Raw genomic sequence first — 24,610 nt, forward strand, 5'->3', positions numbered from 1 at the left:
TTTGCAAGGGCATTTTTGAAGAAATTTGCGATCCGCCGGATTTCTTTCGGATTTCACGTTTTTCAATCCGGCCGGCCGGCGCGTTCACCGGCATGGCCGTTCCGGGAAGTGTCGCCGAAGCTGCCCTTGGGCAGGCAGATTTCGAAAACCGTGCCGCTGTCGCCGGTTTCCATCAGCCGCAATTGCCCGCCGTGACCGCGCACCAGTTCCTGCGCGATGACCAGTCCCAGCCCGGTGCCGCCCTTGCTGACGCCGCCCTGAAACGGCCGGAACAGGAATTCCTGCGCCTTGGGCGGCAGGCCCGGGCCGGTATCGGATACCTTGATGGTCCAGTGTTCGTCGTCTTCGCGCGCCGAAACGCTGATTTCACCAGAATCGCCCGACCGGATGATCGCCTGCCGCGCGTTGCGCACCAGGTTGAAGATCACCCGGTAAAGCTGTTCGGCATCGGCGCGCAGATACAGGTCGGCAGGGATGTCCTCGGCAAAGGACAGGTCGTGATCGCCCACCGACAGCCTTTCGCTGTCGATCACGTCGCTGACGATATCGGCCAGGCAGACCCGTTCCAGCCGCGGCGCCGGTTCCTCGGCCTTGCCGAAGGCCAAGGTGGATTCGCACAGGTGCACCGCCCGGGTGATCGAATTGACCAGCTTCGGCGCCATCCGCTTCACACCGGGGTCCTCGGACATCTCGATCCGGTCGGTGAACAGCTGCGCGCTGGTCAGCATGTTGCGCAGGTCGTGGCTGACCTTGGCCACCGCGCCGCCCAGCTGCGCCAGCCGCTGCTTCTGCTTCAACGCGCCGGTCAGCTGGGTTTCCATCAGCGCCAGCGCCTCCTCGGCCTGGTGCAGCTCGCGCAGGCTCGACTGCGGCTGGATGATCCGGCGGGTATCCTCGGGATCGGCGGCATAGGCTTTCATCTGCTGCACCAGCCCCTTGATCGGCTTGACCAGGAACACCCGCACGGCAAGGAACAGCAGGATCGCCGTCACCACCGAAATCAGCGCCGACAGAAGCAGGATGCGCAGCCCGTAATCGATCATCGCGGTGCGCAGGCCCTCGGTATCCATGGTGATCTCGATCAGCACCCCGGCTTCGCGCACCGGATCGCCGATGACGCGGATGATCTGCGGTTCGGGTTCCAGCAGCCGCTTCACCGCGTCGCGGATCAGGGTGAAGGCGGGGGCGTCGCGCAGATCGAAGGTATCGCCGATCGATTGCGGCATCGGTGCCGACAGGATCAACTGCCGCGCCTCGTCGCGGCGCAGCACCACGTTGAACACCTCGGCATTACGCAGCAGTTCTTCTTCCAGATCGGGGGAAATCATGTCGTCGGCCAGCAAAGCCAGCGACGCGATCTGCGCCCGTTCCAGCCGCGACAGCAGGTAATCCTCGCGGAAGCGCGCGATGGACGGCACGAAGATCAGCACTTCGGCCAGCATCACGAAGATGATGGTCAGCACCAGGAATCGGCCTGAAAGCGTATTCAGCATAAGCGCTCCGTCGCTCGGGTCAGGGCAGCAGCTTCTGCACCAGCCGCACCACCCGTTTGACTGTCAGGTTATCAAACAGTTTCGGAGAGAAATAGGCACCCGCAACGCGCTTGTTAAGTTCTGCTATGGTCGGATAGGGCGCGATCATGGCGGAAATCCCCGCCATTTTCATATTGTTGGCGATGGCAAGCGACCAGGTGGCGATCAATTCGCCCGCCTGATGGCCTGCGATGGAGGCGCCGACGGGCCGCCCCTTGACCACCATCACCTTGATCAGGCCCTTGGTTTGCCGCGTGGCAATGGCACGGTCGTTATGGGCGTATTCGAACCGCGCGACGGTCAGCTTTTGCCCATATTTTTCCCGTGCCTGCGCCTCGGTCAGCCCAACCTGGGCGATTTCGGGATCGGTATAGGTGGCCCAGGGGATATGCGCAGTGCCGATCTTCGCGGGCAGGCCGAGCAGCGCCTGCTTGATGATCAGCCCGGCGTGATAGCCCGCCACATGGGTGAATTGCAGTCCACCAGCGACATCGCCGATGGCGTAAACCTTGCGGTTGGTCGTGCGCAGCCGGTCGTCGACCGTGATTCCCGCGCGTGTCGCTTCGATCCCCGCCTTGTCCAGATCCAGACTGTCGATATTCGGCTTGCGCCCGACCGCAATCAGCAGGTGCGATCCGGTGAACGCCCCCTTCGGCGTTTCCACAGTGATCTGCCCCGCCCCGCCGGTGATCCGTTCGGCAGGGGCCCCCTCGATAATCTCGATTCCCTCGGCCCGAAGGGCCTCCAAAGCGATGGCGGCGATTTCCGGGTCGTCCTTGGCCAAAGCCTTGGCCCCCTCGATCACCGTCACTTCGCAGCCCAGCCGCCGATGCGCCTGCGCCATTTCCATCCCGATGGGGCCGCCGCCGATGATCAGCAGGTGATCGGGCTTTTCGCGCAGATCGAACAGGGTTTCGTTGGTCAGATAGGGCACCTGGTCGAGCCCCGGGATCGGCGGCACCAGCGGCGAAGACCCGGTGGCGATGACGATGCGCCGCGCGGTGATTTCCGTATCACCGGCCTGAACCGTGCGTGGCCCGGTAAAACGGCCGAATTCGCGGATCACCCGCACGCCCAAGCCCTCGAATCGTTCCTGGCTGTCGACCGGCGCGATCTGGTCGATCACCGCCATGACGTGATCCTTGGCCGCCGCATAATCCACCTCGGGCGCGACCGGGGTGATCCCCATCGCCGCCCCTGCCCCCATCGCGTGGGCGGCGTGACCGGCGGCCAGCAGCGCCTTGGACGGCACGCAACCGTAATTCAGGCAATCGCCCCCCATCCTGTGGCCTTCCAGCAGGGTCACGTCGGCCCCCATCTGCACCGCGCCCGCCGCCACCGACAGCCCGCCGGACCCGGCCCCGATGACCAGAAGATCGGTCTTGATCCGTGCCATCAGATACCCTTCCGGCCGCGCAGGGCCTTCAGCGCCACCGGCAGCAGCGCCAGTGCGCAAAGCCCCAGCAGGGGCAGCAGGATGGCAGGCTCAAAAATCACGCTCAGATCGGGGTTTTCGCCCCTCTCGAACACCTCGCCCAGCCCGGCGCCGACCGAGGTGAAGACCAGACCGGCGGGAATGATGCCGAAGAAGGTGGAGATGACGAATCGCGACAACGGCACGCCGACCATCGCCGGGATCAGGTTGGCGACGAAGAACGGCACCGCCGGGACCAGCCGGATGAGAAACAGCATCGACCATTGGTTTTCGTCGATCCCATCCTTGATCCGCTTGATGGTGCCTTTGCCTTCTTCCATCCGGTCGGCCAGCCGGTCGCCCATCCCCCAGCGCGCGGCAAGGAAAATCGCCACCGCGCCGATGGTGGCGGCGGTGACGTTGAACAGGACGCCGGGGAACGCGCCGAACAGGAACCCGCCGGTCAGCGTCGACACCGCCGATCCGGGCAGCGAAAAGGCCACGATCACGATATAGGCGGCCATAAAGACCAGCACGCTGAGCAGATAGTTCTGATCGCGGAAGGCCAGCAATTCCTGCCGGTTTTCCCGCAAGGCATCGAAGCTGAGGTAATCGCGCAGGAACACCACCCCCAGCACCGCCACCAGGGCGATCAGAATCATCGAGGCATAGTGAGCGGGATGGCGGCGGGAAGGTTTGTCGGGGCCTGTGGTCATCGTCGGGGCGCTTTTTGTTATGTCACCGCAAAGATGCGCGTTTCAAAGCCGATTGGACAGGGGTTTCACATCGGCTTGATCCGGTATAGGCGAAAACGTGAGTTTTTCGCGCCTATCCGGGCTTTTGTAACATTTGCCCGCCGCCCCGGCGGTTTTGCCCCGATTTTTTGTTGCAAAAGCGCGATCAGGCATTTGACTTGTCGGAAACTCCCCCCTATAGGACGGGCTTCGGATACCACGGGCCGGCGAATCCGCTTGTCAGGCCCCCTTGAATTGGAGACGGAGCGATGAAACGCACCTACCAGCCCTCGAACCTGGTTCGCAAGCGCCGCCACGGTTTCCGTGCGCGCATGGCCACCAAAGCAGGCCGCAAAATCCTGAACGCGCGTCGCGCGCGTGGCCGTAAGTCGCTGAGCGCGTAAGCCTCAGCCACTTTTCGGACAGATGACACCGCCGGAGGCCCCTGTGAATGGCGATACCGCCGCCACGGGGATCAGCCCCCCGGCGGTTTCTGTTTGCCTGTCCGTCATTCGAAAACGCCCTGATTTCCTGCGCGCCGCCCGCGCCCGCCGGCAAGGCACTGCCGGCATGATGGTGCAGGCGCGCAAACGCGCGGCGGAAGAACCGGCGACGGGCATCCGCGTCGGCTTCACCTGTTCCAAGAAGGTCGGCAATGCCGTGGCCCGCAACCGGGCCAAGCGGCGGCTGCGCGAAGTGGCGCGGCAGGTGCTGCCCGAACATGGCCGCGACGGTTGGGATTACGTGCTGATCGGCAAGGCCGAGGTCACGGCGTCGCGCCCCTTTGACCAGCTCAAAAGCGATCTTATCTATGCGCTGAAGAAGCTGCATCAGGATCGCACATGACCCCGCTGGCCCATATCGCCGCCCTGCCCGTCCGGGCCTACCGGCTGATCTTTTCACCCTGGGTCGGCCATAACTGCCGCTTCCAACCCACCTGCAGCGCCTATGCGCTGGAAGCGTTGGAAAAGCACGGCGCGATCAAGGGCAGCTTGCTGACGATCCGGCGCATCGGGCGCTGTCATCCGCTGGGCAGTGACGGGTATGACCCGGTGCCGGGCACCGATCCCGAATATGACGCGAAACACGGCAAGGACCGGGCCTGAACAGGCCCCGGAAGGGCCGCGATCAGGACACCAGCTTGTTCTTCAAGATCCACTTGCCGTTTCCCCAGTTTTCGAACCGCGCATCCCCGACCGTTCCGATTGGTACGTTGTCCAGCCCGATTTCGGGGATGACCAGTATCCCGTAGGCGAACGCCCCCTGCAGGGTGCCGGAATCGGAAAACAGCCCGATTTCGTTCTTGCGCCAGGCCACCGTCCCCTTGGTCGCGCCCAGGAAATCAGGCGGGTAGCAGCGCCAATCCTCGATGCCGGGCTCGGCCCCGACCTTGATATGCAGCTTGGCCGTGCGCCCCTGCGCCTCCAAGTCGAACGAAAAGCTTGAAACCGATGCCATTCCCGCACCCCCGTGCATTGCCGTCCAACCGTTGGGCGGCCCCATGCAGATACGTTAACCGGGATTTTGCGCGGCAAGGTTGAGCCAGATCAACCCGCAAACACCTCTGAAAGAATTCCCCGGCAAGCGGTTCAAATCCGGGAACCTGCCGACCTGCCCGGCCCTTGCGCAAAAAAGAAGGCCGGCATTTCTGCCGGCCTTCGATTGTGCTTCTGTTCTGGTCTTCAGGCTCAGGCCAGCAGCAGGGCGTCCTGGAACGCCTCCAGGTGGTTGGCCGACCCCGCCAGCAGGTTTTCGTAGACCGAAGCAAGCGCCGTACCTTCGACCGCCTCGGCAGCCTCGGCGATATCGACCATGTCCTTCTTCTCGATCGCCATGCCGACTTCGAGAGCCGCCCGGACCGATTCGCTGCCCTGGGCGATCAGGGTGTCGTACATGTCCTGCAGTTCCGCGTCGGCGAAGGTGCCCTCGCTTTCGTAGAGGAATTCGTCGACATCCAGGCCGATGCTTTCGGCCAGGTTGATCAGCGCGTTGAAGTGCTGATCCTCGGATGCCGCGATATTCGCGAAAATTTCCATCCCGTAGAGATCGTAGAAGACGTCATAGACATCCCCGGCCAGCTTTTCCTCTTCGATCATGAAGAACAATTCGCTGATCGCTTCGTCGCTATAGGTGGCCGAAACGCTCTGCTTTTCGCTCGCGCCGGTCCAGAACCCGGTTTCGCCGGCTTCTTTGTCTTCAAAGAGCGATTCAACCGTCGTTTCGCTGCCATAGGTCACCGAAACGGTTTGCGTGCTCGTTTCTTCGGTTTGCTCGATCTGGTAGCTCGGCCCGCGAGCCTCGCCTCCGAACTCTTTACCGTATTGGTACTGGTACATTGCTTTCACCATTTTTCTTCCTCTTTCTGGTGCGCGTTTCACTCATCCACATACATTCCAAAATTGGTATGTAATTTCCCAAAGCAGGGCAAGTGCACCGGGTGGAATCCAGCCGTTTCCCGCCAACGGGCAGGCGAAACCCCGCCTAACCCACTGCAACCATGGTCATTTTTTTGTCGGGTTTCCGACGCCGTCCCACCCCCGTAAGCAGGTATGCCCATAAAAGCGCAGGCGCGGCAGCAGCAGCGGCCCGCCTGACCGCCTGCGGCAGAACGCGGGCGCCGATGACCGCTCCCGGCATCCAGCCCACGCTTCAAGTGCATGACAAACGAGGGCTTGAGCTAAAGTAGACTTGAGCTTTTAGGGTGAAGGCGACTCAGTTGAAAGGACCCCGAAATGGCTCACGTCTCTACTGCCCCCGCCCGCCGCAACGACCTGATCTGCAACCTCCGCGCCCTGATTGACCGGCATGGGCGCTGGTCGGTGATCCTGGCCCTTTTCTTCGTACCGAAGAAACGCCGCTATCCCGTGTCTGACCTCAGCGATCACATGCGCCGCGACCTGGGGCTGACGCCCGATCAGAGATATTGGTGATCCCATGCTCATGTTTGCTTGCCCGGCGGCGCGCGATGCCCTATTTGGCGCGCTATGCTTGACGATGCTGACGAAATCCACCCGCTGTTCCACGGCGCGCCGCAAACGACGGAGTTCAAGAAGCTCCGCAAACGGATCGTGCGCTATGCGCGCGAGGCGATCGAACAATACGGCATGGTGGAAAAGGGCGCCAAATGGCTGGTCTGCCTGTCGGGCGGCAAAGACAGCTATACTCTGCTGGCGGTGCTGCACGAGTTGAAATGGCGCGGGCTGTTGCCGGTCGAATTGCTGGCCTGCAATCTCGACCAGGGCCAGCCGGGCTTCCCGGCCACGGTGCTGCCGGAATTCCTGGAAAAGATGCAGGTGCCGCACCGGATCGAATATCAGGACACCTATAGCGTCGTGATGGACAAGGTCCCGCAGGGCCGGACCTACTGCGCGCTGTGTTCCCGGCTGCGGCGCGGCAACCTCTATCGCATAGCGCGCGAAGAAGGCTGCAGCGCGGTGGTGCTGGGCCATCACCGCGACGACATCCTGGAAACCTTCTTCATGAACCTGTTCCATGGCGGCCGGCTTGCCACCATGCCGCCGAAGCTGGTGAACGAGGAAGGCGACCTGTTCGTCTATCGCCCGCTGGCCCATGTGGCCGAGGCCGATTGCGAAAAATTCGCCCGCGCGATGAATTACCCGATCATCCCCTGCGACCTGTGCGGATCGCAGGACGGGCTGCAGCGCCAGCAGGTCAAGCAGATCCTCGACCAGTGGGAAAAGAACAGCCCCGGCCGCCGCCAGGTGATGTTCCGGGCGCTGATGAATATCCGGCCGTCGCATATGCTGGACCCGAAACTGTTCGATTTCGCCGGGCTCACCCTGGGAAACGATAAAATTGACCAGATTTCGGACGAGGTTCCGAAGCTGCGTTAATTCGCTCTTGAGGATTACGCCCTAGCCTTTCCGCAGTTTTTGCGAGAAAGGGCGTTTTCCCATGCACGGCATTCCGCCAGCATTCGAAGGGTTGCGGCACAAATTGCGCGCCGCGCTGACCGGGCCGCATATCCTTGCCTTCCTGCCCGCCGTGGTGCTGGGCGCATTCTGGTTCGGCGGCGAAGGCTGGCTGCTGGCGGTGTCGCTGGGCCTGCCCATCCTCTATGCGCTGGCCGGCGGTTTTGGCCAACCGACCGCCCATTTTCAAAACGACGCCCCGCCGCGACTGGCCGACCTGCTGCATCAAACCCTGGCCGAGGCGCGGCGCAAGGATCAGCGATCGGCCTGTTTCCTGCTGGCGCTCGACGATTTCGACGAATTGATCGACCATCACGGGCTTGGCGTGGCGCAGCAGATTTGCGAACGCCAGGTCGACAGGATCGGATCGGTGCTGCGGCAGGGCGATTACGTGCTGCAGCGGCCCGGCGGCGAATTCGCCGTGGTGCTGGCGCCGATGCGCCATTTCGACCTGGAAGCCGCGATTCAGCTGGCCCGCCGGCTGCAGCGCGCGGTGGAAGACCCGGTCGCGGTGGATGCCAGCAACGTCTATGTGTCCTGCGCCATCGGCTTCGTGCTCGACCGGCAGCTCAACCGGCCCGATTCCGACGCGCTTCTCGACGCGGCCGAAGCGGCGCTGGACGAAGCGCTGGCCAACGGACCCTCGGCGATCCGCGCCTATTCCGCCGGTATGAAAGCGGCCCATATCAGCCGCAGCGAACTGGCCCGCGACGCCGAAAAAGGGTTGGAAACCGGCCAGTTCCAGCCCTGGTTCCAGCCGCAGGTGTCCACCGATACCGGCGAAGTCACCGGGTTCGAGGCGCTGGCGCGCTGGACTCATCCGCGCCGCGGCATGGTGCCGCCGTCGGAATTCCTGCCGCTGCTGAAACATTACGGGCTGCTGGAACGGTTGGGCGAGGTGATGCTGACCCGGTCGCTGCTGGCGCTGACCCGCTGGGACGAGGCCGGGGTCGACGTGCCCAAGATCGGGGTCAATTTCGCCTCGGACGAATTGCGCAATCCCAAGCTGGCCGACCGCGTCGCCTGGGAACTGGAACGGCTGCACCTGCCGCCCAGCCGGCTGGTGGTCGAGGTCCTGGAAACCGTGGTCTCGGCCGCGCCCGACGACATGATCGCCCGCAATATCAACGCGCTGTCGCGGATGGGCTGCAATATCGACCTGGACGATTTCGGCACCGGCCATGCCTCGATCGCGTCGCTGCGCCGCTTCGCGGTCAAGCGCATCAAGATCGACCGGTCCTTCGTGATGAAGGTGGATACCGACCGCGAACAGCAGCGCATGGTGGTGGCGATCCTGGCGCTGGCGGAACATCTGAACCTCGACACCCTGGCCGAAGGGGTGGAAACCGCCGGCGAACACGCCATCCTGGCGCAGCTCGGCTGCCGCCATGTCCAGGGCTTCGGCATTGCCCGCCCAATGCCCTTCGACCAGACCCTGGATTGGATTCGCGCCAATGACGCCAAACGCCAAAATACCCCCCGGATCGAAGGGCGCACCGGCTGAAGCACAGCGAAACGCCGCAGATTAAGCCATATTGGGTGAATCCGCTTGACCTTTGGGGCCGCACTCTGTTGAACCGGCACCGAAGAATTCCAAGGACAGGCACGCACCCCCGATGGACGATCAGAACAAAAACCTCATTCTGGCAACGGCGCTCAGCTTTGCCGTCATTTTGGTATGGTTCCTTCTTTTCCCGCCGCCCGAGAAGGAGGTCGTCGATCCCAACGCGCCCGCCGTGACGCAACAGGAAGCCGCCCCCGGCACCGCGCCGACGGCCGCGCCCGCGACCGGCACCACCGGCACCGCCGCCGCCACCGTCACCGAAGCGGCCACCGCGGACGCGCCGCGGCTGACCATCGACACCCCGCGCCTGGCCGGGTCGATTTCGCTGCAAGGCGGCCGGGTCGACGAATTGTCGCTGAAGGATTACCGCGAAACGCTGGACGCCGATTCCGGCAACGTCACCATCCTGGCCCCGCTGGGCAGCGAACACCCCTATTACGCCCTGTTCGGCTGGGCCCCCGGCACCGGCCTGAGCGTCGATCAGGTTCCCGGCGCCAACACGGTCTGGTCGCTGGAAAGCGGCAGCACGCTGACCCCCGACAGCCCGGTCACCCTGGCCTGGGACAACGGCGCCGGCCTGACCTTCCGCCGCGAAATGTCGGTGGACGCGAACTACATGTTCTCGGTCCGCCAGACGGTGCAGAATAGCAGCGGCGCAACCGTGACCCTGGCGCCTTACGGCGTGATCGCGCGCCACGGCGAACCGGTCTCCGACAAGAGTTCCCCGATCGTTCACAAGGGCTCGATCTCGATGTCCGACGGCGAACTGTCGGAAACCAAGTACAAGAAGATCACCAAGCTCGACTATAACCAGCGCGAAGGCGCGCTGGCCGAGGTCACCCAGGTGACCGAAGCGGGCTGGGTCGGCTTCACCGATCACTACTGGATGTCCACCCTGATCCCCGCCGCCGGCACGCCGTTCAAATCGGTCGTCAAATACGACGAAGCCCGCGACGTCTATCAGTCCGAAGCGGTGCTGAAGACCCAGGAACTGGCCCCCGGCCAGACGATCGAGGCCGATATGCGCCTGTTCACCGGCGCCAAGGAATGGGAAACCATCCGCAACTACGAAGAAAACGACAATGTCACCCGCTTCGTCGATTCGATCGACTGGGGCTGGTTCTTCTTCTTCACCAAGCCGATCTTCTGGCTGCTGCACACCCTGCACGGCCTGATCGGCAACATGGGCTGGTCGATCATCGGCCTGACCATCGTGATCAAGGCGATCGTCTTCCCGCTGGCCTACAAATCCTATTCTTCGATGGCGAAGATGAAGGAATTGCAGCCGAAGATGGAAGAGCTGAAGAAAGCGGCCGGCGACGACCGCCAGAAGATGCAGCAGGGCATGATGGAGCTCTACAAGAAGGAAAAGGTGAACCCTGCCTCGGGCTGCCTGCCGCTGCTGATCCAGATCCCGATCTTCTTCTCGCTCTACAAGGTGATCTCGGTCACGATGGAGCTGCGCCAGGCCCCCTGGATCGGCTGGATCCAGGACCTTTCCGCGCCCGATCCCAGCTCGATCCTGAACCTGTTCGGCCTGCTGCCCTTCGCGGCGCCCGATCAGACTTCGTTCCTCGCGATCATTTCGCTGGGCGTGCTGCCGATCCTGCTGGGCGTTTCGATGTGGCTGCAGCAGAAACTGAACCCGGCGCCCACCGACCCGGCGCAGCAGATGATCTTCGCCTGGATGCCCTGGGTGTTCATGTTCATGCTGGGCAGCTTCGCCAGCGGGCTGGTGCTCTACTGGATCACCAACAACACGATCACCTTCATCCAGCAATATTCGATCATGCGCTTCCACGGCTACAAGCCGGACGTGTTCGGCAACATCAAGTCGAGCTTCAAGCGCAAGAAACCGGAAAAAGAATGAGCCACCTGGCCCATATCGTCCGCCATCCGATCAAGTCGGTCGGATACGAGGACCTTCAAAACGCGCCCCTCAGCGAGGGGCGCGTTCTGCCTTTCGACCGGCATTGGGCGGTGGCGCATGAGGCCGCGGAGCTCAAAGGCCAGCCGACCGAGTGGCTGGCCAAGCGCAATTTCGTGCGCGGCGCGGCCGGCCATCCCCTGATGGCGGTGCGGGCCCGGCTGGATGAGGCTTCTGAGACCGTTACCCTGTCCCACCCCGACGCCGCAGACATCACCCTCCGCCCGGCCCAGGATGGCGCCGCGCTGATCGATTGGCTGCGCCCGTTCTGGCCGGAAAACCGCCCCGCCGCCGCCCAGGTGGTCAGCCTGGAAGACCAGGCGATGACCGACGTGCCGGAACCCTATGTTGCGGTGCTGAACCTCGCCTCGCTGCACGACCTCGGCCAACGCATGGGCCGAGACCTGTCGATCCACCGCTTCCGCGGCAATCTGTGGGTCGACGGCTGGGCGCCGTTCGAGGAATTCGACCTGATCGGCAAAACCATCCGCATCGGCGCCGCCGAATTGCAGGTCGAGAAACGTATCACCCGCTGCCAGGCGACCACGGTGAATCCCGAAACCGGCCGCTCCGATGCCGATACGCTCGCCGCGCTGGAAGCCGCCTATGGCCACCGCGACCTTGGCGTCTATGCCCGCGTCGTCAAATCGGGCATGGTAGCGGTCAACGATAAGGTTGAGATCCTCTGATGCAATTGCCCTTCCCGCTTGTCGAAGAACCCGACGAAATCACCACCGAAAAAGGCCGCAAGCTCTTTGCCGGTCAGACCGATTTCCTCAAGGGCGTGGTCGCCATGTCCGGCCTGCCGCCGTCGGACCGGATCGAGGTCTGCTTCGCCGGCCGCTCGAACGTCGGCAAATCCAGCCTGATCAACGCGCTGACCGGGCGCAAGGGGCTGGCGCGCGCGTCCAACACGCCCGGGCGGACGCAGGAAATCAACTTCTTCACCGTGGGCGAAGACCATTACCTGGTCGACCTGCCCGGCTATGGTTTCGCCAATGCGCCGGTGGCTGTGGTGGAAAAGTGGCAGAAGCTGCTGAAACAGTACCTGTCGGGGCGGCAGAACCTGCGCCGCGCCTTCGTGCTGATCGACGCGCGCCACGGCATCAAGAAGGTGGACGAGGAAATCATGTCCCTGCTGGACAGTTCCGCCGTCACCTTCCAATGCGTGCTGACCAAGGCCGACAAGGTCAAGGCCAAGGACCGCGAGGCGGTGCTGAAACAGGTGCGCGAAAAGCTGTCGAAACACCCCGCCGCCTTCCCCGAACTGATCCTGACCTCGAGCGAGAAGGGCGACGGCATCGCCACCCTGCGCGCCACCATCGCGACGCTGATCTGACCAGCACGCAACAAAGAGCAGCGCCCGGCCGCGGGTGGGCGCTGCGACGCTTTTTGCTATCACTTTATGGTGCAGCTACTTCCTACGTTTGTCCGGTGAGCAAACGTTGAAGAAGCGCCCGCGTCGTGCTGAAAGCACGCCTTCGGCGTGACGGGGCGGTCGGGCGCTGCCCGGGCGGCGCTGTTCCGGGCTAGGGCCTCTCAGCCGCGCTTACACGTGCTGGCCGCCATTCACCTCGATCTCGGTCCCCGAGATATAGGACGACGCGTCGGTGCACAGGAAATAGATCGTGTCGGCCACTTCCCCGGTCTTGCCCAGACGCCGCATCGGGATGTCCTCGACCAGCTTATCGGTGCCGGGCGACAGGATATCGGTTTCGATCTCGCCCGGGGCGATGGCGTTGACCCGCACCCCCATCGGCCCGAAATCATGCGCCATTTCCCGCGTCAGCGCCTTCAGCGCCGCCTTCGACGTGGCATAGGCCGCGCCCGCGAAGGGATGCACCCGGTAGCCCGCGATCGAGGTCACGTTGACCACCGCCCCCTTGGCCGCCGCCAGTTCTTCGCGCAGGCCGCGCGCCAGCACCACCGAGGCGAAGAAATTCACATGGAACACATGGCCCCAGGTCATCAGGTCGGTGTCGATCGTGTTCAACCGCGATCCGCCCTCGCCCTTCGGCGAAATCCCCGCATTGTTGACCAAGGCATCCAGCTTGCCGTCCAGACGGTCGCGGATCACCTCGACCTTGTTGATCGTGTCGGTGGGGTCGGCCAGGTCGATCTGGACATGGTTTTCCTCGCCGCCGCCCCAGGGGCATTCCTTGGGAAAAGGCGCGCGCGAACAGGTGATCACGCGCCATCCGGCCTGATTGAACCGCCGCACGGTGGCGTGACCGATGCCGCGGCTGGCGCCGGTCAGCAGAAGCGTTTTCTGTCGTTCTGTCATGAAACCCATCCCGAACTCTTTGCCCAAACCCTAGCATCGCGTGGCCCGAGTGCAACGGGCCAAACGCAACGCGACACTTGGCAGATCATCGCGAAGCCGGTAACACGGGAACCGCCTAAGGATGGATCACATGAGAAAGCAGAACATGAACCGCGACTGGATCGCCACCGCCCGGACCCTGTCCGAGGCCCTTCCTTACCTGCAGCGCTTCACCGGCGCGGTCGTCGTCGTCAAATTCGGCGGCAACGCGATGGGTGACGACGAAGCGATGGCGGAATTCGCCCGCGACATGGTTCTGATGCGACAGGTCGGCGTGAACCCGGTGGTGGTGCATGGCGGCGGCCCGATGATCAACGAGATGCTGAAGAAACTCGGCATCGAAAGCGACTGGGTGCGCGGCAAGCGGGTCACCGACAAGGCCACCGTCGAAGTGGTCGAAATGGTGCTGGCGGGGCTGGTGAACAAGCGCATCGTACAGGCGATCAACGATCAGGGCGGCCGCGCCGTGGGCATCTGCGGCAAGGATGACGACCTGATGGTCTGCGAAGCGGACGACCCAGAACTGGGTTTCGTCGGCAAGCCGGTGGAAATGAACGTGCAGGTGATCCGCGACCTTTACAATGCGGGAATCATCCCGGTGATCGCCCCCATCGGCACTGGCGTGAACGATAACGAGACCTTCAACGTCAACGGCGACACCGCCGCCGGCGCCATCGCGGGGGCCCTGAAGGCCGACCGCCTGCTGCTGCTGACCGACGTGCCCGGGGTGAAGAACAAGGAAGGCGAGGTTCTGACCGAGCTGACCTCTCAACAGGTGCGCGACCTGATCGAGGACGGCACCATCGCGGGCGGCATGATCCCGAAGACCGAAACCGCGCTCGGCGCGATTGCCGAGGGCGTGCGCGGCGTGGTGATCCTCGACGGGCGCGCACCCAACGCGACCCTGCTGGAGCTGTTCACCGAACACGGGGCCGGATCGCTGATCCGCGGCTGATGACGCTGGAGCGGATCGAGGCCCGCGCGAATGCGGCGGCGCTGAGCATCTTCGGCGCCCTGCACCCGTCCGGTCTGGACGGGATCGAAACCCTGATCCTGCTGGGACCCCGCGAACCGGGGTTCTGGACCACCTTCACCGGCAGCCCGGAACACCGTGACGACGCGCCCGACCCGCTGGACCGCTGGTCTAAACGGGTGATCGGCGCGCTGGCCGGGGAGATCGGCGGCAGCGCCTTCTTCCCCTCCGACGGGCCGCCCTACCCGCCCTTCTTCCGCTGGGCACTGGACAGCGGCCGGGCCTGGCAATCGCCGGTGCGGCTGCTGGTGCATGACACGGCCGGATTGTTCGCCTCCTATCGCGGCGCCATCGGGCTGGCCGAACGGCTGGACCTGCCGCCCACCCCCGCCGCTGCGCCCTGCGACAGCTGCAACGACAAATCCTGCCTGTCCGCCTGCCCCGCCGGAGCGCTGACCGGGGACGGCTATGACGTGCCCGCCTGCAAAACCTTCCTGCAAACCGAGGCTGGGCGCGACTGTTTGACCGGCGGTTGCCTGGTACGCCGCGCTTGCCCGGTTAGCCAGCGCTATGGCAGGCTGCAACAGCAATCCGCCTTTCACATGAGGGCCTTTCTGTGACCCTGCGCCTGATCCTGATGCGCCACGCGAAATCCGACTGGGACGACCCGTCGCTGACCGATCACGCCCGCCCGCTGAACAAGCGTGGCCGCAAGGCGGCAGAAACGATGGGCGACTGGCTGCGCGACAACCACTACCTGCCCGATCTGGTGTTCAGTTCCGACGCCGCCCGGACGGTGGAAACCTGTGAACGGCTGGGGCTGAGTGCCGACACCCGGTTCCTGTCGGCGCTCTACCATGCCTCACCGATGGTGATGATGCAGGTGCTGCGGCAGGGCGGCGCGGCCAAGACGCTGCTGATGGTGGGACACAATCCCGGCATCGCGGAATTCGCCGCCACGCTGGCGGCGAACCCGCCCGCCGATCCCGATTTCGACCGCTACCCGACCTGCGCCACCACGGTGTTCGACCTGCCCATCGCCGGGTGGCAAGACGCCCTGTTCGGCGACGGGCAGGTGCGCGATTTCATCGTGCCGCGGCGGCTGGGCTAGCGGCGCGCAGGGCCAGCACCCGCTGCGCCCGCTGCCCGGCCCAGACGCTGACCAGAACGATCCCTGCGCCCAGCATCTGCAGCGCCGACATCGCCTGCCCCAGCACCAGCCAACCCAGCAGGACCGCGCTCAGCGGGCTGAGGAAGCCCAGACCGGTGATCGCCGCCGGGCCCAGCTTGGCGATGCCGCGGAACCACAGGTAATAGGTCGCCGCCGCCCCGATCACGCTGAGCCAGCCGATGCCGATCGCGGCGTTCAGGTCGGGGCGCGGGAACCCGGGTTCCAGCCACAGCGCCAGCGGCAGCAGCAGCAACCCGCCAGCGGTCAGTTGCCAGGCGGCGAAAGTCACCGGCGGAACCGGGGGCTGCCATTTGCGGGTCAGCACCACGCCCGCCGCCATCGACGCCGCCCCGATCAGCGCCGCGATCACGCCGAAGGGATCGAGCTGCGCACCGGGACCGAGGATCAGCAGCGCCACGCCCAGCATGCCAGTGATCGCAGACCACACCGCCATGCCCGGGATCTGGCTGCCCAGCAGCAGATGCGCCAGCCCCAGTACGATCAGCGGCTGCACCGCGCCCAGCGTGGCGGCGACGCCACCCGGCAACAGGTAAGCGGCCGCAAACAGCGCCGCCCAAAAGATCGAAAAATTCAGCGCCCCCAGCACCAGCAGGCGGCCAATCCAATCCCGCCCCGGCAGGTGCCGCACCAGCGCCAGCAGGATCAGCCCCGCCAGCAGCGCGCGCAGCATGGCGACGGTCAGCGGGAAGCCATCGGGAAGAAGTTCAGTGGTGACGATATAGCTGCTGCCCCAGATCAGGGGCGCAAGGCCGGTCAGGGCCAAGTCTGTTTGTCGTGACATGTCGATGTCTCCTTGTGCCTTTTATCTTGACGTCAAGGTATTTCAAAAAGTCTTGACGTCAAGATAAATTCCGGGAAAACTGCTAACCATGGATCATGTCGACAGAATTCTGGCCCAGTGGCAGGCCGAACGCCCGGATCTGCAACTGCGCCCGATGGGGCTGCTCGGGCGAATCAAGCGGCTCGGGGCGCATCTCGGCCAAGGGATGGAGCGGGTTTTCGCGGCCCACGGGCTGAACGCGGCCAGCTTCGACGTGCTGGCCACGTTGCGCCGTTCGGGCGCGCCCTACGCGCTGACGCCGTCGCAATTGATGGACTGGACGATGGTGACCTCGGGCACGATGACCAACCGGCTCGACCGGCTGGAAGCCAAGGGGCTGATCAGGCGCGTGCGCTCGGATCGCGACGCGCGCAGCGTGACGGTGCAGCTGACCGATGAGGGTTTTGCCCTGATCGACGCCTGCGTCACCGAACATGTCGCCAATCAGCACCGTCTGGCCGACGCGCTGAGCGAAACGGAACAGGCCGAGCTGGACCGGCTGCTGAGCAAGTGGCTGGCCGGGTTCGAGCCCCCCGAGGATTGAGACGCGGCCAAAGAAAAAGGCGCGCCCCAGCGAGGCGCGCCCGGATGGGGGCGACGAGCGCCCCCCCATTTCATAAAGCTTAGTGACCCAGAATCTGGCTCAGGAACAGCTTGGTCCGCTCGCTTTGCGGGTTGTTGAAGAACTCTTCCGGTTCGTTCTGTTCCACGATCTGGCCCTGGTCCATGAAGATCACCCGGTTGGCGACCTGCCGTGCGAAGCCCATTTCGTGGGTCACGCAAAGCATGGTCATGCCTTCCTCGGCCAGCTCGATCATGGTGTCGAGAACCTCCTTGATCATCTCGGGGTCCAGCGCCGAGGTCGGTTCGTCGAACAGCATGATCCGCGGCTTCATGCAAAGCGAGCGCGCGATCGCCACCCGCTGCTGCTGACCGCCCGACAACTGGCCGGGATACTTGTCGGCCTGTTCGGGGATCTTCACCTTTTCCAGGAAATGCATCGCCGTTTCGATCGCTTCCTTGCGGGGCGTCTTGCGCACCCAGATCGGCGCCAGCGTGCAGTTTTCCAGGATGGTCAGGTGCGGGAACAGGTTGAAGTGCTGGAAGCACATGCCAACCTCGGACCGGATCTTGTCGATGTTCTTCAGGTCCGAAGTCAGCTCGGTCCCGTCCACCACGATGCGGCCCTGCTGGTGTTCCTCCAGCCGGTTGATGCAGCGGATCATGGTCGATTTGCCCGACCCCGAGGGGCCGGCGATCACGATCCGTTCACCCTTGTGCACGGTCAGATTGATGTCGCGCAGCACGTGGAAGGACCCGTACCACTTGTTCATGTTGCTGATTTCGATCGCAACCTCGTCCGAAACGGTCATGTGCGACCGGTCGATTGCGCGCTCTACTGCAAGATCAGACATAGGTGATCTCCTTAACGATGGTCAGTTCTGAGCTTGCGCTCGAGATACATGGAATAGCGGGACATGGAGAAACAGAAGACGAAGAACATCAGGGCGATGAAGCCGTAGAGTTCCCAGACGACCCCGTTCCAATCGGCGTCCGCGCGGATGGCGTTCGACAGGCCCAGCGGGTCCAGCAGGCCGATCACCGACACCAGCGTGGTGTCCTTGAACAGCCCGATGAAGGTGGACACGATGCCGGGGATCGAGATTTTCAGAGCCTGCGGCATGATGATCAACCGCTGCGACTGCCAGTAGTTCAGGCCCAGCGAATCGGCGCCCTCGTACTGGCCCTTCGGCAGCGCGGCCAGGCCGCCGCGGATCACCTCGGCCATATAGGCCGACGAGAACAGCGTCGCCATGATGATCACCCGCATGATGATGTCGAAATTCGTGCCCGGCGGCATGAAGATGTTCAGCAGCGTCGAAGCCACGAACAGCAGCGTGATCAGCGGCACGCCCCGGATGAATTCGATGAAGCCGACGCAAAGCGCCTTCACGATCAACAGGTCAGACTGACGCCCCAGGGCCAGGACGATGCCGATGGGCAGCGAACAGGCGATGGCGACGACGCCGATGGTAATCGACAGCATCATGCCGCCGAAGTTCCGGCTATCGACAGGTTCGACCCCGATGGGCAGGATGCCTGCCAGGCCGCCCGATACCGGACCGGCCAGAAACAGCCACCAGATCAGCGCGGCAACCACCGCCGCGATCACCGCCGCCAGGCTGCCCGCCGCCTGATCCACCGCCTTGTAGACAAAATAGCCGATGGCGAACCCGGCCGCCGCCGCAAGCGGTCCCCAGATCGTGCCGCCCCACAGCAGGAACGGCATGATGAACGGATAGGCTGCGGTCAGGTAGATCAGCTTGCCAGACACCTTGTCGGCAAACAGCACCGGCGCCAGCGCCACTGCCAGCAGGATGAAGGCCAGGATCGGCCGCCAGTAGGATTCCGGCGGGTAGAAGCCGAAGATCAGCTGCACCCAGCGGTCGCGGATCACGCCCCAGCATGCGCCGTGGCCTTCATGGCCCAGGGCTGCACCGATTTCGCGGCATTCGTTCAGCGACGTCGCGCTCCAGGTGGGCGACCAGGCCCAGCCCAGGATCGATCCCACGACGTAGAAGATGAACAGGCCCGAAACCACGCTCAGGACCGAATTGAACCAGCCCGAAAACAGGTTTTCGCGCATCCAGCCGATGACGCCGACGGAACTTGCCGGCGGTTCCTGCTGGGGCAGCATTTCAGTGCGGACAAAGGAAATATCGCTCATCTTACCGCTCCACCAGTTTCACACGATTGTTGTACCAGTTCATCACCACCGAGATGCCCAGGCTGATCGCCAGGTAAATCATCATGCCCAGCAGAACCGTTTCCAGCTCGCGGCCGGTCTGGTTCAGGGTGATGCCCATCAGGGTGCCCGTCAGGTCCATGTAGCCCACGGCGATGGCCAGCGACGAGTTCTTGGTCAGGTTCAGGTACTGCGAAATCAGCGGCGGGATGATCACCCGCAGCGCCTGCGGCAGGATCACCAGGCTCATGATCCGGTTCGACCGGAGGCCCAACGCTGCCGCCGCTTCGGTCTGGCCCTTGGAAATGGCCAGGATGCCGGCGCGCACGTTTTCCGCGATGAAGGCCGCGGTATAAAGCGACAGGGCCAGCCACAGCGCGATCAGCGAATTGCGCATATGGGTGCCGCCGGTGAAGTTGAACCCTTTCAGATGCGGATAGCCCAGGTGGAAACCCAGGGCGACCAGCACCGCCAGGACCGGCACCGCGACGGCGCCCAGGCTCAGATACCAGGTGGTCGGCCGGTCGCCGGTCGCTTCCTGGATACGGTCGGCGCGGGTCTTGATCTTGTGCCGCACGAACAGGCCCAGCCCAAGCGCGACCAGGAAGGCGATCAGATCGAGCGAGATATCGAAGCGGAAGCTCGAGTCGCCGAACAGGGGAACATTACCCAGGCTGCGCGAAAACAGCGGTTCGGGCACATAGACGCCGCGATTGGTAAACGCCACCGTGTCGAACAGCTTCATCGTCGCTTCGGGATTTTCGCCCCGGAACGCCTTGGGCGCGGGCAATGTTTCGATCAGGATCGCCATCGAAAAGACGATCCACAACAGGACCGGCACGTTGCGGAAGGTTTCCACATAAATCGTCATCAGCTTGGCGATCAGCCAGTTCTTGGACAGCCGCAGCACGCCGATGATCACGCCCAGCACGGTCGCCGTGACGCAGCCCATCACCGCCACCAGAAGGGTGTTCAGCAGGCCGACGACAGCGGCGCGCAGATGGGTGTTCTGGTTGTTGTAATCGACCAGGCGCTGGTTGATGTCATAGCCGGCAGGTTCGCCGAGGAAGCGGAAGCTGGGTTCTTTGCCCAGGTCCTGCAGGTTTTGCGCGGTATTGCTGACCAGCCAGCCGATCAGAATCATGAACCCGATCATGGCGACGACCTGGATGGTCATCGACCGGTACCGGGTGTCGTAAATCAGCATAGATAGCCGGAACGACTCCTTGGGAGGGTCGGTGAGTGTTGTCATCTGGGATGTTCCCCGTCTTTTCGACCTTATTTTTTTAATGGCCTCTGGGGCCGGTGGTCGACTTATTCAGACTGTAAAAATTGTGAAGGGCGCGGTTTGCGCCGCGCCCTTCTGTGTCCGCGTATTAGCGGAACGGCGGAGTGTACAGCAGGCCGCCATCGGTCCACTGCGCGTTCAGACCGCGCGCCAGGCCGATCGGGGTGGCTTCGCCGATGTTCTTTTCGAACAGTTCGCCGTAGTTGCCGCCCGCCAGGATCGCGCGCTTGGCCCAATCCTTGTCCAGACCCAGCATTTCGCCCAGGGTGCCTTCGGTGCCCAGGATACGGTTGATTTCCGGGTTGTTGGTGCCTTTCGACAGTTCCTCGATATTGGCCGAGGTGATGCCCAGCTCTTCAGCCGCGATCAGCGCGTTCAGAGACCAGCGCGCAATGTCGCCCCACTCTGCGTCGCCGTGACGGACCAGCGGGCCCAGCGGCTCTTTCGAGATGATTTCGGGCAGAACCACGTAGTCGCCCGGGTTTTCGAAGGTCGCGCGGGTCGCGGCCAGACCGGAAGCGTCGGTGGTGTAGACGTCGCAGGCGCCAGCCAGGAACTGCTGCTGCGCTTCGGCGTTGGTTTCGATCGGAACCGGCTCATAGCTGATGTTGTTCGCGCGGAAGAAGTCCGCCAGGTTCAGCTCGGTGGTGGTGCCGGTCTGGATACAAACGGTCGCGCCGTCCAGTTCCTTGGCCGACGAAACGCCCAGTTCCTTGGGAACCATGAAGCCCTGACCGTCATAGTAGTTCACACCGACGAATTCGAACTTCAGGTCGACATCGCGCGAGAAGGTCCAGGTGGTGTTACGTGCCAGCAGGTCCACTTCGCCCGACGCCAGCGCGGTGAAGCGGGTCTTGCCGGTGGTGGGAACGAATTCAACGGCTTCCGGGTCGCCCAGAACGGCGGCGGCGACAGCACGGCAAACGCCGACGTCAAAGCCTTCCCAGTGGCCGTTCGCGTCAGGCGCAGCGAAGCCGACGAGACCGGTGGTCACACCGCAGTTCAGCTTGCCGCGTGCTTTGACGTCGTCGAGGGTCCCGGCTGCTGCTGCACCGGCTGCCAGCCCGGCAACGGTCAGCGCGCCAAGAAATACGGATTTTTTCATGTTTACCTCTTCCTGATTTTCCACCCTGTGACTGGGCGTTTTTTCCGGTCCCTTCGTGGAACCGCGAACGAAAATGACGGGTTTTACCCCGACAATGACAAAACTTTGGGCGAAATAATCTCGAAAGGTCAAGTCACAGATCACGAAAAGAGATAGGTCAGAAAGGTTTCCCTTGGGTAAACCTGGACCTCATTGGCGGCGAATCGGGCAGATCGAGATTATCCGCAAAGATCGTAGAAACGCTTCGCGTGAATGAACTCCCGGCGCTTGAATTCGGCCTGCTCCGCGGCCTCTTCGTCGACGCCCCATTGTTCAGCCTGCCAAGCCTCATCTACCCGCGAAACCTGCCAAATCCTATCAATATCGGCATAGTCGCGCGCCGCCGCGAAAGCCAGGATCAGAGACCCGGAAATGCCGACCAGATCGTGGAAAGCCGCGAGCCGGAAATCGTCCATCTCGCGTACCATTTGTCGCAGTGGGATGAGGGCGGATTCGCTCTGGGCGATGTGCATCACGCCCGCGCCGGTCTGCAACCGGGCGCCCAGATTTTCAGCAGCCCAGTCCAGCACCGGGTCCCAGGCCTCTTCCTGCCGGGTGATCAGTTCCTGCGGCGATGTCGCCCGGTAACACAGCAGATCGGTATCGCCGTATTCGGCCAGCATATCGGCCACTTCGTCATGCTGCACCGCCACCTTGTCGAGCGCCGAATTCGACGTCCGGGTGAAGGGCATCCCGGAAGGATCGATCTCGCCTTCCTGCGCGTTCCATTCGGCGGCGACTTCGCGGGCCAGTTCCAGCGTCGGCAGCACCACCAGCGTCTTGGCCGGGGTCCGCACCGGGCGGCCGTCCAGCTCGACCCGCCAGCCGCTATCGGTCTCGGCCGGCTTGGCTTCTTTCCAGAACCGTTTCGCCTTGAGAATGCTCATCTTTCGCTCTCCCAGATTCGGTCAATCGCGCCGGGCAGGTCGCGGAAATCGTGGATCACCGCATCGGCATGCGGTTCCAGGTCTTCAGGCTTGTGATAGCCCCAGCCGACGCCCAATGCCCGCACTCCGGCAGCGCGGGCCATCTGCATGTCGAAACTGGTATCGCCGATCATCACCGCGTTTTCCGGCGCCACGCCGGTTTCCGACAGCGCCGCCAGCACCATCGCGGGGTGCGGTTTCGACGGGTGGTGATCCGACACCTGCTGGGTCAGGAACATCTTCGTCATCCCGTGCCCGGCCAGCAGCGCGTCGAGCCCCCGGCGCGATTTGCCCGTCGCCACGCCCAGCAGGTAGTGATCGATGGTGGCCAGCTGATCCAGCACGTCGCGCGCATAAGGGTAAAGCGGCGAGCTTTTCTGCGATCCCTGCGCCGCGCGCAGTTCCATGTAAGCAGCCTTGTAGCCGGCGACCATGCGGTCATAGGCGGATGCGTCCAGCCCCGGCGCCAATTGCGGGATCGCCACCTCCAGCGACAGCCCGACGATGGACAGCGTCGCCTCGCGCGTGGGCGCTTCCAGCCCCTCGCCCTCAAACGCGCGGGTCATCGAGGCGACGATATCGCCCTGGCTGTCCACCAGCGTGCCGTCGACATCGAACAGGATCAGGCGCAACTCGCTCACTGCAGTTCCTCGAACGGGTCCTCGGCGGCCAGGTCCTCGGTCCAGCCGAACGTGTCCCAGCTGTGTTTCATGTGTTCCGGCAAAGGCGCGGTGACGGTGACGGATTTCTTCGTCACCGGGTGCAGGAAGGTCATGCTGCGCGCGTGCAAGTGCAGCTTCTTGCTGATCATCCCGCCCAGTTGCGCGCCCCAGCCGTCGCCCAGGTTTTCCTGGCCCGACCCGCCATATTTGCCGTCGCCGATGATCGGATGGCCAATCTCGGCCATATGCGCGCGCAGCTGGTGAGTACGCCCGGTCAGCGGTTCCATCGCCACCCAGGACGCCCGCCCGGCCACCCGGTAAAGCGTGGCGTAAAGCGTATGGGCGCGTTTCGCGCCGGGCGTCTTGTCGATCTCGCGCGGATGCACGCAGATCATCTTTTCACCCTCGCCCTTGGCGCCGTGCCCCGGCGCCTTGACCAGCCCGTACTTGATTTCGCCCAGGTAAGGCGTCGGCACACCGGCGACCAGCGCCCAGTAGATCTTGCGCGTCTGCTTGTGCCGGATCGCCGCCGTCAGCGCCTGCGCCACCGCGCGGGTGCGTGCCAGCAGCAAAACGCCCGACGTGTCCTTGTCGAGCCGGTGCACCAGCCGCGGCTTTTCGTCGAAGCCGAATTTCAGCGCCTCGGCCAAACCGTCCACATGGCGGGTCTGCTTGCTGCCGCCCTGGGTCGGCAGACCGGCGGGCTTGTTGATCGCGATGATGTAATCGTCGCGATAGATGACGCAGGACTGGATCATCTTCGCATCGGCATCCGACACTTTGGGTTTCGGCGCGGCTTTCGGCGCCTCGCCCGCTTCGGGCAGCGGCGGGATGCGCACCTGCTGACCGGCCTCAAGCCGGGTCGAGGCCTTCACCCGCCCGCCATCGACGCGCAATTCGCCCTTGCGGCACATCTTTTCGATCCGGCCCTGTGCCAGCTGCGGGAACATCCGCTTCAGCCAGCGGTCCAGCCGCTGATCGCCGTCATCCGGTCCGACCGGGATCACCTGTACACTGCTCATGCCAATACCCACCGCATCAAATGCACCCCTGCCACCAAGGCCACCAGCGACAACACCACCGACAGGCCGACATAGATCGCCGCCTGCCCCACCGCGCCGCGTTCGTAGAGCGTGTAAGCTTCCAGCGAAAAGGCCGAAAAGGTGGTGAAGCCGCCCAGAACCCCGGTCATCAGGATCGGGTTCAGATGGCTCAACCCCTTCTGGCCCAGATAGACTGTCAAGCCCCCCATGATCCCCGAACCGAGGATATTGACGAACAACACGCCAAGCGGAAAGCCGGGCCCCATCAGTTTGAAGATGGCGACACCGGACATATAGCGCAACGAAGCGCCGATCGCGCCCCCGAGGGCAACTTGTAAGACCGTGATAAACATGCGCCTCTCCTGAGACGTGGGCGGAAGAATGTCAAGC

At 63.6% G+C, this 24,610-nt stretch carries 28 protein-coding genes; 13 read left to right on the top strand and 15 right to left on the bottom strand.

The annotated features are described in order from the left end of the window. Window positions 1–62 precede the first annotated feature (62 nt). The 3 genes from GR167_RS18505 to GR167_RS18515 are packed head-to-tail and all read right to left on the bottom strand — an operon-like array spanning window position 63 to window position 3,662. On the bottom strand, window positions 63–1,493 hold the full coding sequence (locus GR167_RS18505) for a sensor histidine kinase (protein ID WP_160975218.1): 1,431 nt from the start codon (window positions 1,491–1,493) through the stop codon (window positions 63–65). A 19-nt stretch (window positions 1,494–1,512) separates the two neighbouring features. Continuing rightward, window positions 1,513–2,928 (bottom strand): dihydrolipoyl dehydrogenase family protein, encoded by a 1,416-nt coding sequence (locus tag GR167_RS18510; RefSeq protein WP_160975219.1) that lies wholly within the window; start codon window positions 2,926–2,928, stop codon window positions 1,513–1,515. Then, the gene (locus tag GR167_RS18515; protein ID WP_160975220.1) at window positions 2,928–3,662 is read right to left on the bottom strand and encodes a TVP38/TMEM64 family protein; all 735 of its coding nucleotides are present in this window, start codon (window positions 3,660–3,662) and stop codon (window positions 2,928–2,930) included. The genes GR167_RS18510 and GR167_RS18515 overlap by 1 nt, the downstream gene beginning before the upstream one ends. Window positions 3,663–3,949: 287 nt before the next feature. On the opposite strand from GR167_RS18515, the gene rpmH reads away from it, so the two are divergent. From rpmH to yidD, 3 genes are read left to right on the top strand one after another with little or no spacing between them, the layout of a single operon-like run. Next, entirely contained in the window at window positions 3,950–4,084 is a 135-nt protein-coding gene (gene rpmH, locus GR167_RS18520; protein ID WP_005980833.1) for a 50S ribosomal protein L34, read from the top strand. Between the two features lie 22 nt (window positions 4,085–4,106). Then, a complete protein-coding gene (rnpA, locus tag GR167_RS18525) occupies window positions 4,107–4,526 on the top strand; it encodes a ribonuclease P protein component (protein WP_160975221.1) in 420 nt (139 codons plus the stop codon). Further along, window positions 4,523–4,786 carry a membrane protein insertion efficiency factor YidD gene (gene yidD, locus GR167_RS18530; protein ID WP_160975222.1) on the top strand — a complete coding sequence of 88 codons (264 nt, stop codon included), beginning with the start codon at window positions 4,523–4,525 and terminating at the stop codon, window positions 4,784–4,786. Before rnpA ends, yidD begins: the two co-directional genes overlap by 4 nt. A gap of 22 nt (window positions 4,787–4,808) precedes the next feature. Here the strand turns inward: yidD and GR167_RS18535 are convergent, their stop codons facing one another. Both GR167_RS18535 and GR167_RS18540 read right to left on the bottom strand, forming a co-directional pair. After that, on the bottom strand, window positions 4,809–5,138 hold the full coding sequence (locus GR167_RS18535; protein ID WP_160975223.1) for a hypothetical protein: 330 nt from the start codon (window positions 5,136–5,138) through the stop codon (window positions 4,809–4,811). 230 nt (window positions 5,139–5,368) lie between these two features. Beyond that, window positions 5,369–6,028, bottom strand: a complete 660-nt coding sequence (locus GR167_RS18540) for a DUF2202 domain-containing protein (protein ID WP_160975224.1) — start codon at window positions 6,026–6,028, stop codon at window positions 5,369–5,371. 384 nt (window positions 6,029–6,412) lie between these two features. On the opposite strand from GR167_RS18540, the gene GR167_RS18545 reads away from it, so the two are divergent. From GR167_RS18545 to yihA, 6 genes are all read left to right on the top strand, one after another. After that, entirely contained in the window at window positions 6,413–6,610 is a 198-nt protein-coding gene (locus GR167_RS18545; RefSeq protein ID WP_160975225.1) for a hypothetical protein, read from the top strand. A 54-nt stretch (window positions 6,611–6,664) separates the two neighbouring features. After that, window positions 6,665–7,534 carry a tRNA 2-thiocytidine(32) synthetase TtcA gene (ttcA, locus tag GR167_RS18550; protein ID WP_160975226.1) on the top strand — a complete coding sequence of 290 codons (870 nt, stop codon included), beginning with the start codon at window positions 6,665–6,667 and terminating at the stop codon, window positions 7,532–7,534. 61 nt (window positions 7,535–7,595) lie between these two features. Continuing rightward, window positions 7,596–9,116, top strand: coding sequence for a GGDEF domain-containing phosphodiesterase (locus GR167_RS18555; RefSeq protein ID WP_160975227.1), 1,521 nt, complete (start codon window positions 7,596–7,598; stop codon window positions 9,114–9,116). Between the two features lie 112 nt (window positions 9,117–9,228). Further along, window positions 9,229–11,046 (top strand): membrane protein insertase YidC, encoded by a 1,818-nt coding sequence (gene yidC / locus GR167_RS18560; RefSeq protein WP_160975228.1) that lies wholly within the window; start codon window positions 9,229–9,231, stop codon window positions 11,044–11,046. Continuing rightward, window positions 11,043–11,792, top strand: a complete 750-nt coding sequence (locus GR167_RS18565; protein ID WP_160975229.1) for an MOSC domain-containing protein — start codon at window positions 11,043–11,045, stop codon at window positions 11,790–11,792. Before yidC ends, GR167_RS18565 begins: the two co-directional genes overlap by 4 nt. Further along, window positions 11,792–12,442 (top strand): ribosome biogenesis GTP-binding protein YihA/YsxC, encoded by a 651-nt coding sequence (gene yihA, locus GR167_RS18570; protein WP_160975230.1) that lies wholly within the window; start codon window positions 11,792–11,794, stop codon window positions 12,440–12,442. The genes GR167_RS18565 and yihA overlap by 1 nt, the downstream gene beginning before the upstream one ends. Window positions 12,443–12,652: 210 nt before the next feature. Here the strand turns inward: yihA and GR167_RS18575 are convergent, their stop codons facing one another. Beyond that, entirely contained in the window at window positions 12,653–13,387 is a 735-nt protein-coding gene (locus GR167_RS18575) for an SDR family NAD(P)-dependent oxidoreductase (RefSeq protein WP_160975231.1), read from the bottom strand. A 130-nt stretch (window positions 13,388–13,517) separates the two neighbouring features. Between GR167_RS18575 and argB the strand changes: the two genes are divergently transcribed. Genes argB through GR167_RS18590 form a run of 3 tightly spaced genes read left to right on the top strand, consistent with a single transcriptional unit; the run spans window position 13,518 to window position 15,510 of the window. Beyond that, window positions 13,518–14,381 (top strand): acetylglutamate kinase, encoded by an 864-nt coding sequence (argB, locus tag GR167_RS18580; protein ID WP_160975232.1) that lies wholly within the window; start codon window positions 13,518–13,520, stop codon window positions 14,379–14,381. Continuing rightward, on the top strand, window positions 14,381–15,019 hold the full coding sequence (locus tag GR167_RS18585; protein WP_160975233.1) for a ferredoxin: 639 nt from the start codon (window positions 14,381–14,383) through the stop codon (window positions 15,017–15,019). Before argB ends, GR167_RS18585 begins: the two co-directional genes overlap by 1 nt. Then, the gene (locus GR167_RS18590; RefSeq protein ID WP_160975234.1) at window positions 15,016–15,510 is read left to right on the top strand and encodes a SixA phosphatase family protein; all 495 of its coding nucleotides are present in this window, start codon (window positions 15,016–15,018) and stop codon (window positions 15,508–15,510) included. The genes GR167_RS18585 and GR167_RS18590 overlap by 4 nt, the downstream gene beginning before the upstream one ends. On the opposite strand, the gene GR167_RS18595 is transcribed toward GR167_RS18590, so the two are convergent. Beyond that, complete coding sequence (locus tag GR167_RS18595; protein ID WP_160975235.1) at window positions 15,485–16,372, bottom strand: DMT family transporter; 888 nt, start codon at window positions 16,370–16,372, stop codon at window positions 15,485–15,487. The genes GR167_RS18590 and GR167_RS18595 overlap by 26 nt on opposite strands. Before the next feature lie 88 nt (window positions 16,373–16,460). On the opposite strand from GR167_RS18595, the gene GR167_RS18600 reads away from it, so the two are divergent. After that, on the top strand, window positions 16,461–16,955 hold the full coding sequence (locus GR167_RS18600) for a MarR family winged helix-turn-helix transcriptional regulator (RefSeq protein ID WP_160975236.1): 495 nt from the start codon (window positions 16,461–16,463) through the stop codon (window positions 16,953–16,955). Window positions 16,956–17,034: 79 nt separating this feature from the next. Here the strand turns inward: GR167_RS18600 and GR167_RS18605 are convergent, their stop codons facing one another. The 8 genes from GR167_RS18605 to crcB form a co-directional block, all read right to left on the bottom strand. Further along, a complete protein-coding gene (locus GR167_RS18605) occupies window positions 17,035–17,826 on the bottom strand; it encodes an amino acid ABC transporter ATP-binding protein (protein WP_160975237.1) in 792 nt (263 codons plus the stop codon). Window positions 17,827–17,837: 11 nt separating this feature from the next. After that, the gene (locus GR167_RS18610) at window positions 17,838–19,139 is read right to left on the bottom strand and encodes an amino acid ABC transporter permease (protein WP_160975238.1); all 1,302 of its coding nucleotides are present in this window, start codon (window positions 19,137–19,139) and stop codon (window positions 17,838–17,840) included. 1 nt (window position 19,140) lies between these two features. Continuing rightward, window positions 19,141–20,409: an amino acid ABC transporter permease gene (locus GR167_RS18615; RefSeq protein ID WP_160975239.1), complete on the bottom strand. Its 1,269-nt coding sequence runs from the start codon at window positions 20,407–20,409 to the stop codon at window positions 19,141–19,143. 124 nt (window positions 20,410–20,533) lie between these two features. Continuing rightward, complete coding sequence (locus GR167_RS18620) at window positions 20,534–21,550, bottom strand: amino acid ABC transporter substrate-binding protein (protein ID WP_160975240.1); 1,017 nt, start codon at window positions 21,548–21,550, stop codon at window positions 20,534–20,536. Between the two features lie 218 nt (window positions 21,551–21,768). After that, window positions 21,769–22,476: an ATP12 family chaperone protein gene (locus GR167_RS18625; protein ID WP_160975241.1), complete on the bottom strand. Its 708-nt coding sequence runs from the start codon at window positions 22,474–22,476 to the stop codon at window positions 21,769–21,771. Continuing rightward, complete coding sequence (locus tag GR167_RS18630; protein WP_160975242.1) at window positions 22,473–23,156, bottom strand: HAD-IA family hydrolase; 684 nt, start codon at window positions 23,154–23,156, stop codon at window positions 22,473–22,475. The genes GR167_RS18625 and GR167_RS18630 overlap by 4 nt, the downstream gene beginning before the upstream one ends. After that, the gene (locus GR167_RS18635; RefSeq protein ID WP_160975243.1) at window positions 23,153–24,199 is read right to left on the bottom strand and encodes an RluA family pseudouridine synthase; all 1,047 of its coding nucleotides are present in this window, start codon (window positions 24,197–24,199) and stop codon (window positions 23,153–23,155) included. The genes GR167_RS18630 and GR167_RS18635 overlap by 4 nt, the downstream gene beginning before the upstream one ends. Then, on the bottom strand, window positions 24,196–24,573 hold the full coding sequence (gene crcB, locus GR167_RS18640; protein ID WP_160975244.1) for a fluoride efflux transporter CrcB: 378 nt from the start codon (window positions 24,571–24,573) through the stop codon (window positions 24,196–24,198). The genes GR167_RS18635 and crcB overlap by 4 nt, the downstream gene beginning before the upstream one ends. Between the last annotated feature and the right edge of the window lie 37 nt (window positions 24,574–24,610).

This window comes from Thalassovita mangrovi (assembly GCF_009857745.1).
In the GTDB taxonomy this organism is placed as follows: Bacteria; Pseudomonadota; Alphaproteobacteria; order Rhodobacterales; family Rhodobacteraceae; genus Thalassobius; species Thalassobius mangrovi.

Excerpts from the sequence above, each read along its gene's own strand:
- GR167_RS18505 (WP_160975218.1), bottom strand. The coding sequence starts at position 1,493 with ATGCTGAATACGCTTTCAGGCCGATTCCTGGTGCTGACCATCATCTTC.
- GR167_RS18510 (WP_160975219.1), bottom strand. The coding sequence starts at position 2,928 with ATGGCACGGATCAAGACCGATCTTCTGGTCATCGGGGCCGGGTCCGGC.
- GR167_RS18515 (WP_160975220.1), bottom strand. The coding sequence starts at position 3,662 with ATGACCACAGGCCCCGACAAACCTTCCCGCCGCCATCCCGCTCACTAT.
- rpmH (WP_005980833.1), top strand. The coding sequence starts at position 3,950 with ATGAAACGCACCTACCAGCCCTCGAACCTGGTTCGCAAGCGCCGCCAC.
- rnpA (WP_160975221.1), top strand. The coding sequence starts at position 4,107 with ATGACACCGCCGGAGGCCCCTGTGAATGGCGATACCGCCGCCACGGGG.
- yidD (WP_160975222.1), top strand. The coding sequence starts at position 4,523 with ATGACCCCGCTGGCCCATATCGCCGCCCTGCCCGTCCGGGCCTACCGG.
- GR167_RS18535 (WP_160975223.1), bottom strand. The coding sequence starts at position 5,138 with ATGGCATCGGTTTCAAGCTTTTCGTTCGACTTGGAGGCGCAGGGGCGC.
- GR167_RS18540 (WP_160975224.1), bottom strand. The coding sequence starts at position 6,028 with ATGGTGAAAGCAATGTACCAGTACCAATACGGTAAAGAGTTCGGAGGC.
- GR167_RS18545 (WP_160975225.1), top strand. The coding sequence starts at position 6,413 with ATGGCTCACGTCTCTACTGCCCCCGCCCGCCGCAACGACCTGATCTGC.
- ttcA (WP_160975226.1), top strand. The coding sequence starts at position 6,665 with ATGCTTGACGATGCTGACGAAATCCACCCGCTGTTCCACGGCGCGCCG.
- GR167_RS18555 (WP_160975227.1), top strand. The coding sequence starts at position 7,596 with ATGCACGGCATTCCGCCAGCATTCGAAGGGTTGCGGCACAAATTGCGC.
- yidC (WP_160975228.1), top strand. The coding sequence starts at position 9,229 with ATGGACGATCAGAACAAAAACCTCATTCTGGCAACGGCGCTCAGCTTT.
- GR167_RS18565 (WP_160975229.1), top strand. The coding sequence starts at position 11,043 with ATGAGCCACCTGGCCCATATCGTCCGCCATCCGATCAAGTCGGTCGGA.
- yihA (WP_160975230.1), top strand. The coding sequence starts at position 11,792 with ATGCAATTGCCCTTCCCGCTTGTCGAAGAACCCGACGAAATCACCACC.
- GR167_RS18575 (WP_160975231.1), bottom strand. The coding sequence starts at position 13,387 with ATGACAGAACGACAGAAAACGCTTCTGCTGACCGGCGCCAGCCGCGGC.
- argB (WP_160975232.1), top strand. The coding sequence starts at position 13,518 with ATGAGAAAGCAGAACATGAACCGCGACTGGATCGCCACCGCCCGGACC.
- GR167_RS18585 (WP_160975233.1), top strand. The coding sequence starts at position 14,381 with ATGACGCTGGAGCGGATCGAGGCCCGCGCGAATGCGGCGGCGCTGAGC.
- GR167_RS18595 (WP_160975235.1), bottom strand. The coding sequence starts at position 16,372 with ATGTCACGACAAACAGACTTGGCCCTGACCGGCCTTGCGCCCCTGATC.
- GR167_RS18600 (WP_160975236.1), top strand. The coding sequence starts at position 16,461 with ATGGATCATGTCGACAGAATTCTGGCCCAGTGGCAGGCCGAACGCCCG.
- GR167_RS18605 (WP_160975237.1), bottom strand. The coding sequence starts at position 17,826 with ATGTCTGATCTTGCAGTAGAGCGCGCAATCGACCGGTCGCACATGACC.
- GR167_RS18610 (WP_160975238.1), bottom strand. The coding sequence starts at position 19,139 with ATGAGCGATATTTCCTTTGTCCGCACTGAAATGCTGCCCCAGCAGGAA.
- GR167_RS18615 (WP_160975239.1), bottom strand. The coding sequence starts at position 20,409 with ATGACAACACTCACCGACCCTCCCAAGGAGTCGTTCCGGCTATCTATG.
- GR167_RS18620 (WP_160975240.1), bottom strand. The coding sequence starts at position 21,550 with ATGAAAAAATCCGTATTTCTTGGCGCGCTGACCGTTGCCGGGCTGGCA.
- GR167_RS18625 (WP_160975241.1), bottom strand. The coding sequence starts at position 22,476 with ATGAGCATTCTCAAGGCGAAACGGTTCTGGAAAGAAGCCAAGCCGGCC.
- GR167_RS18635 (WP_160975243.1), bottom strand. The coding sequence starts at position 24,199 with ATGAGCAGTGTACAGGTGATCCCGGTCGGACCGGATGACGGCGATCAG.
- crcB (WP_160975244.1), bottom strand. The coding sequence starts at position 24,573 with ATGTTTATCACGGTCTTACAAGTTGCCCTCGGGGGCGCGATCGGCGCT.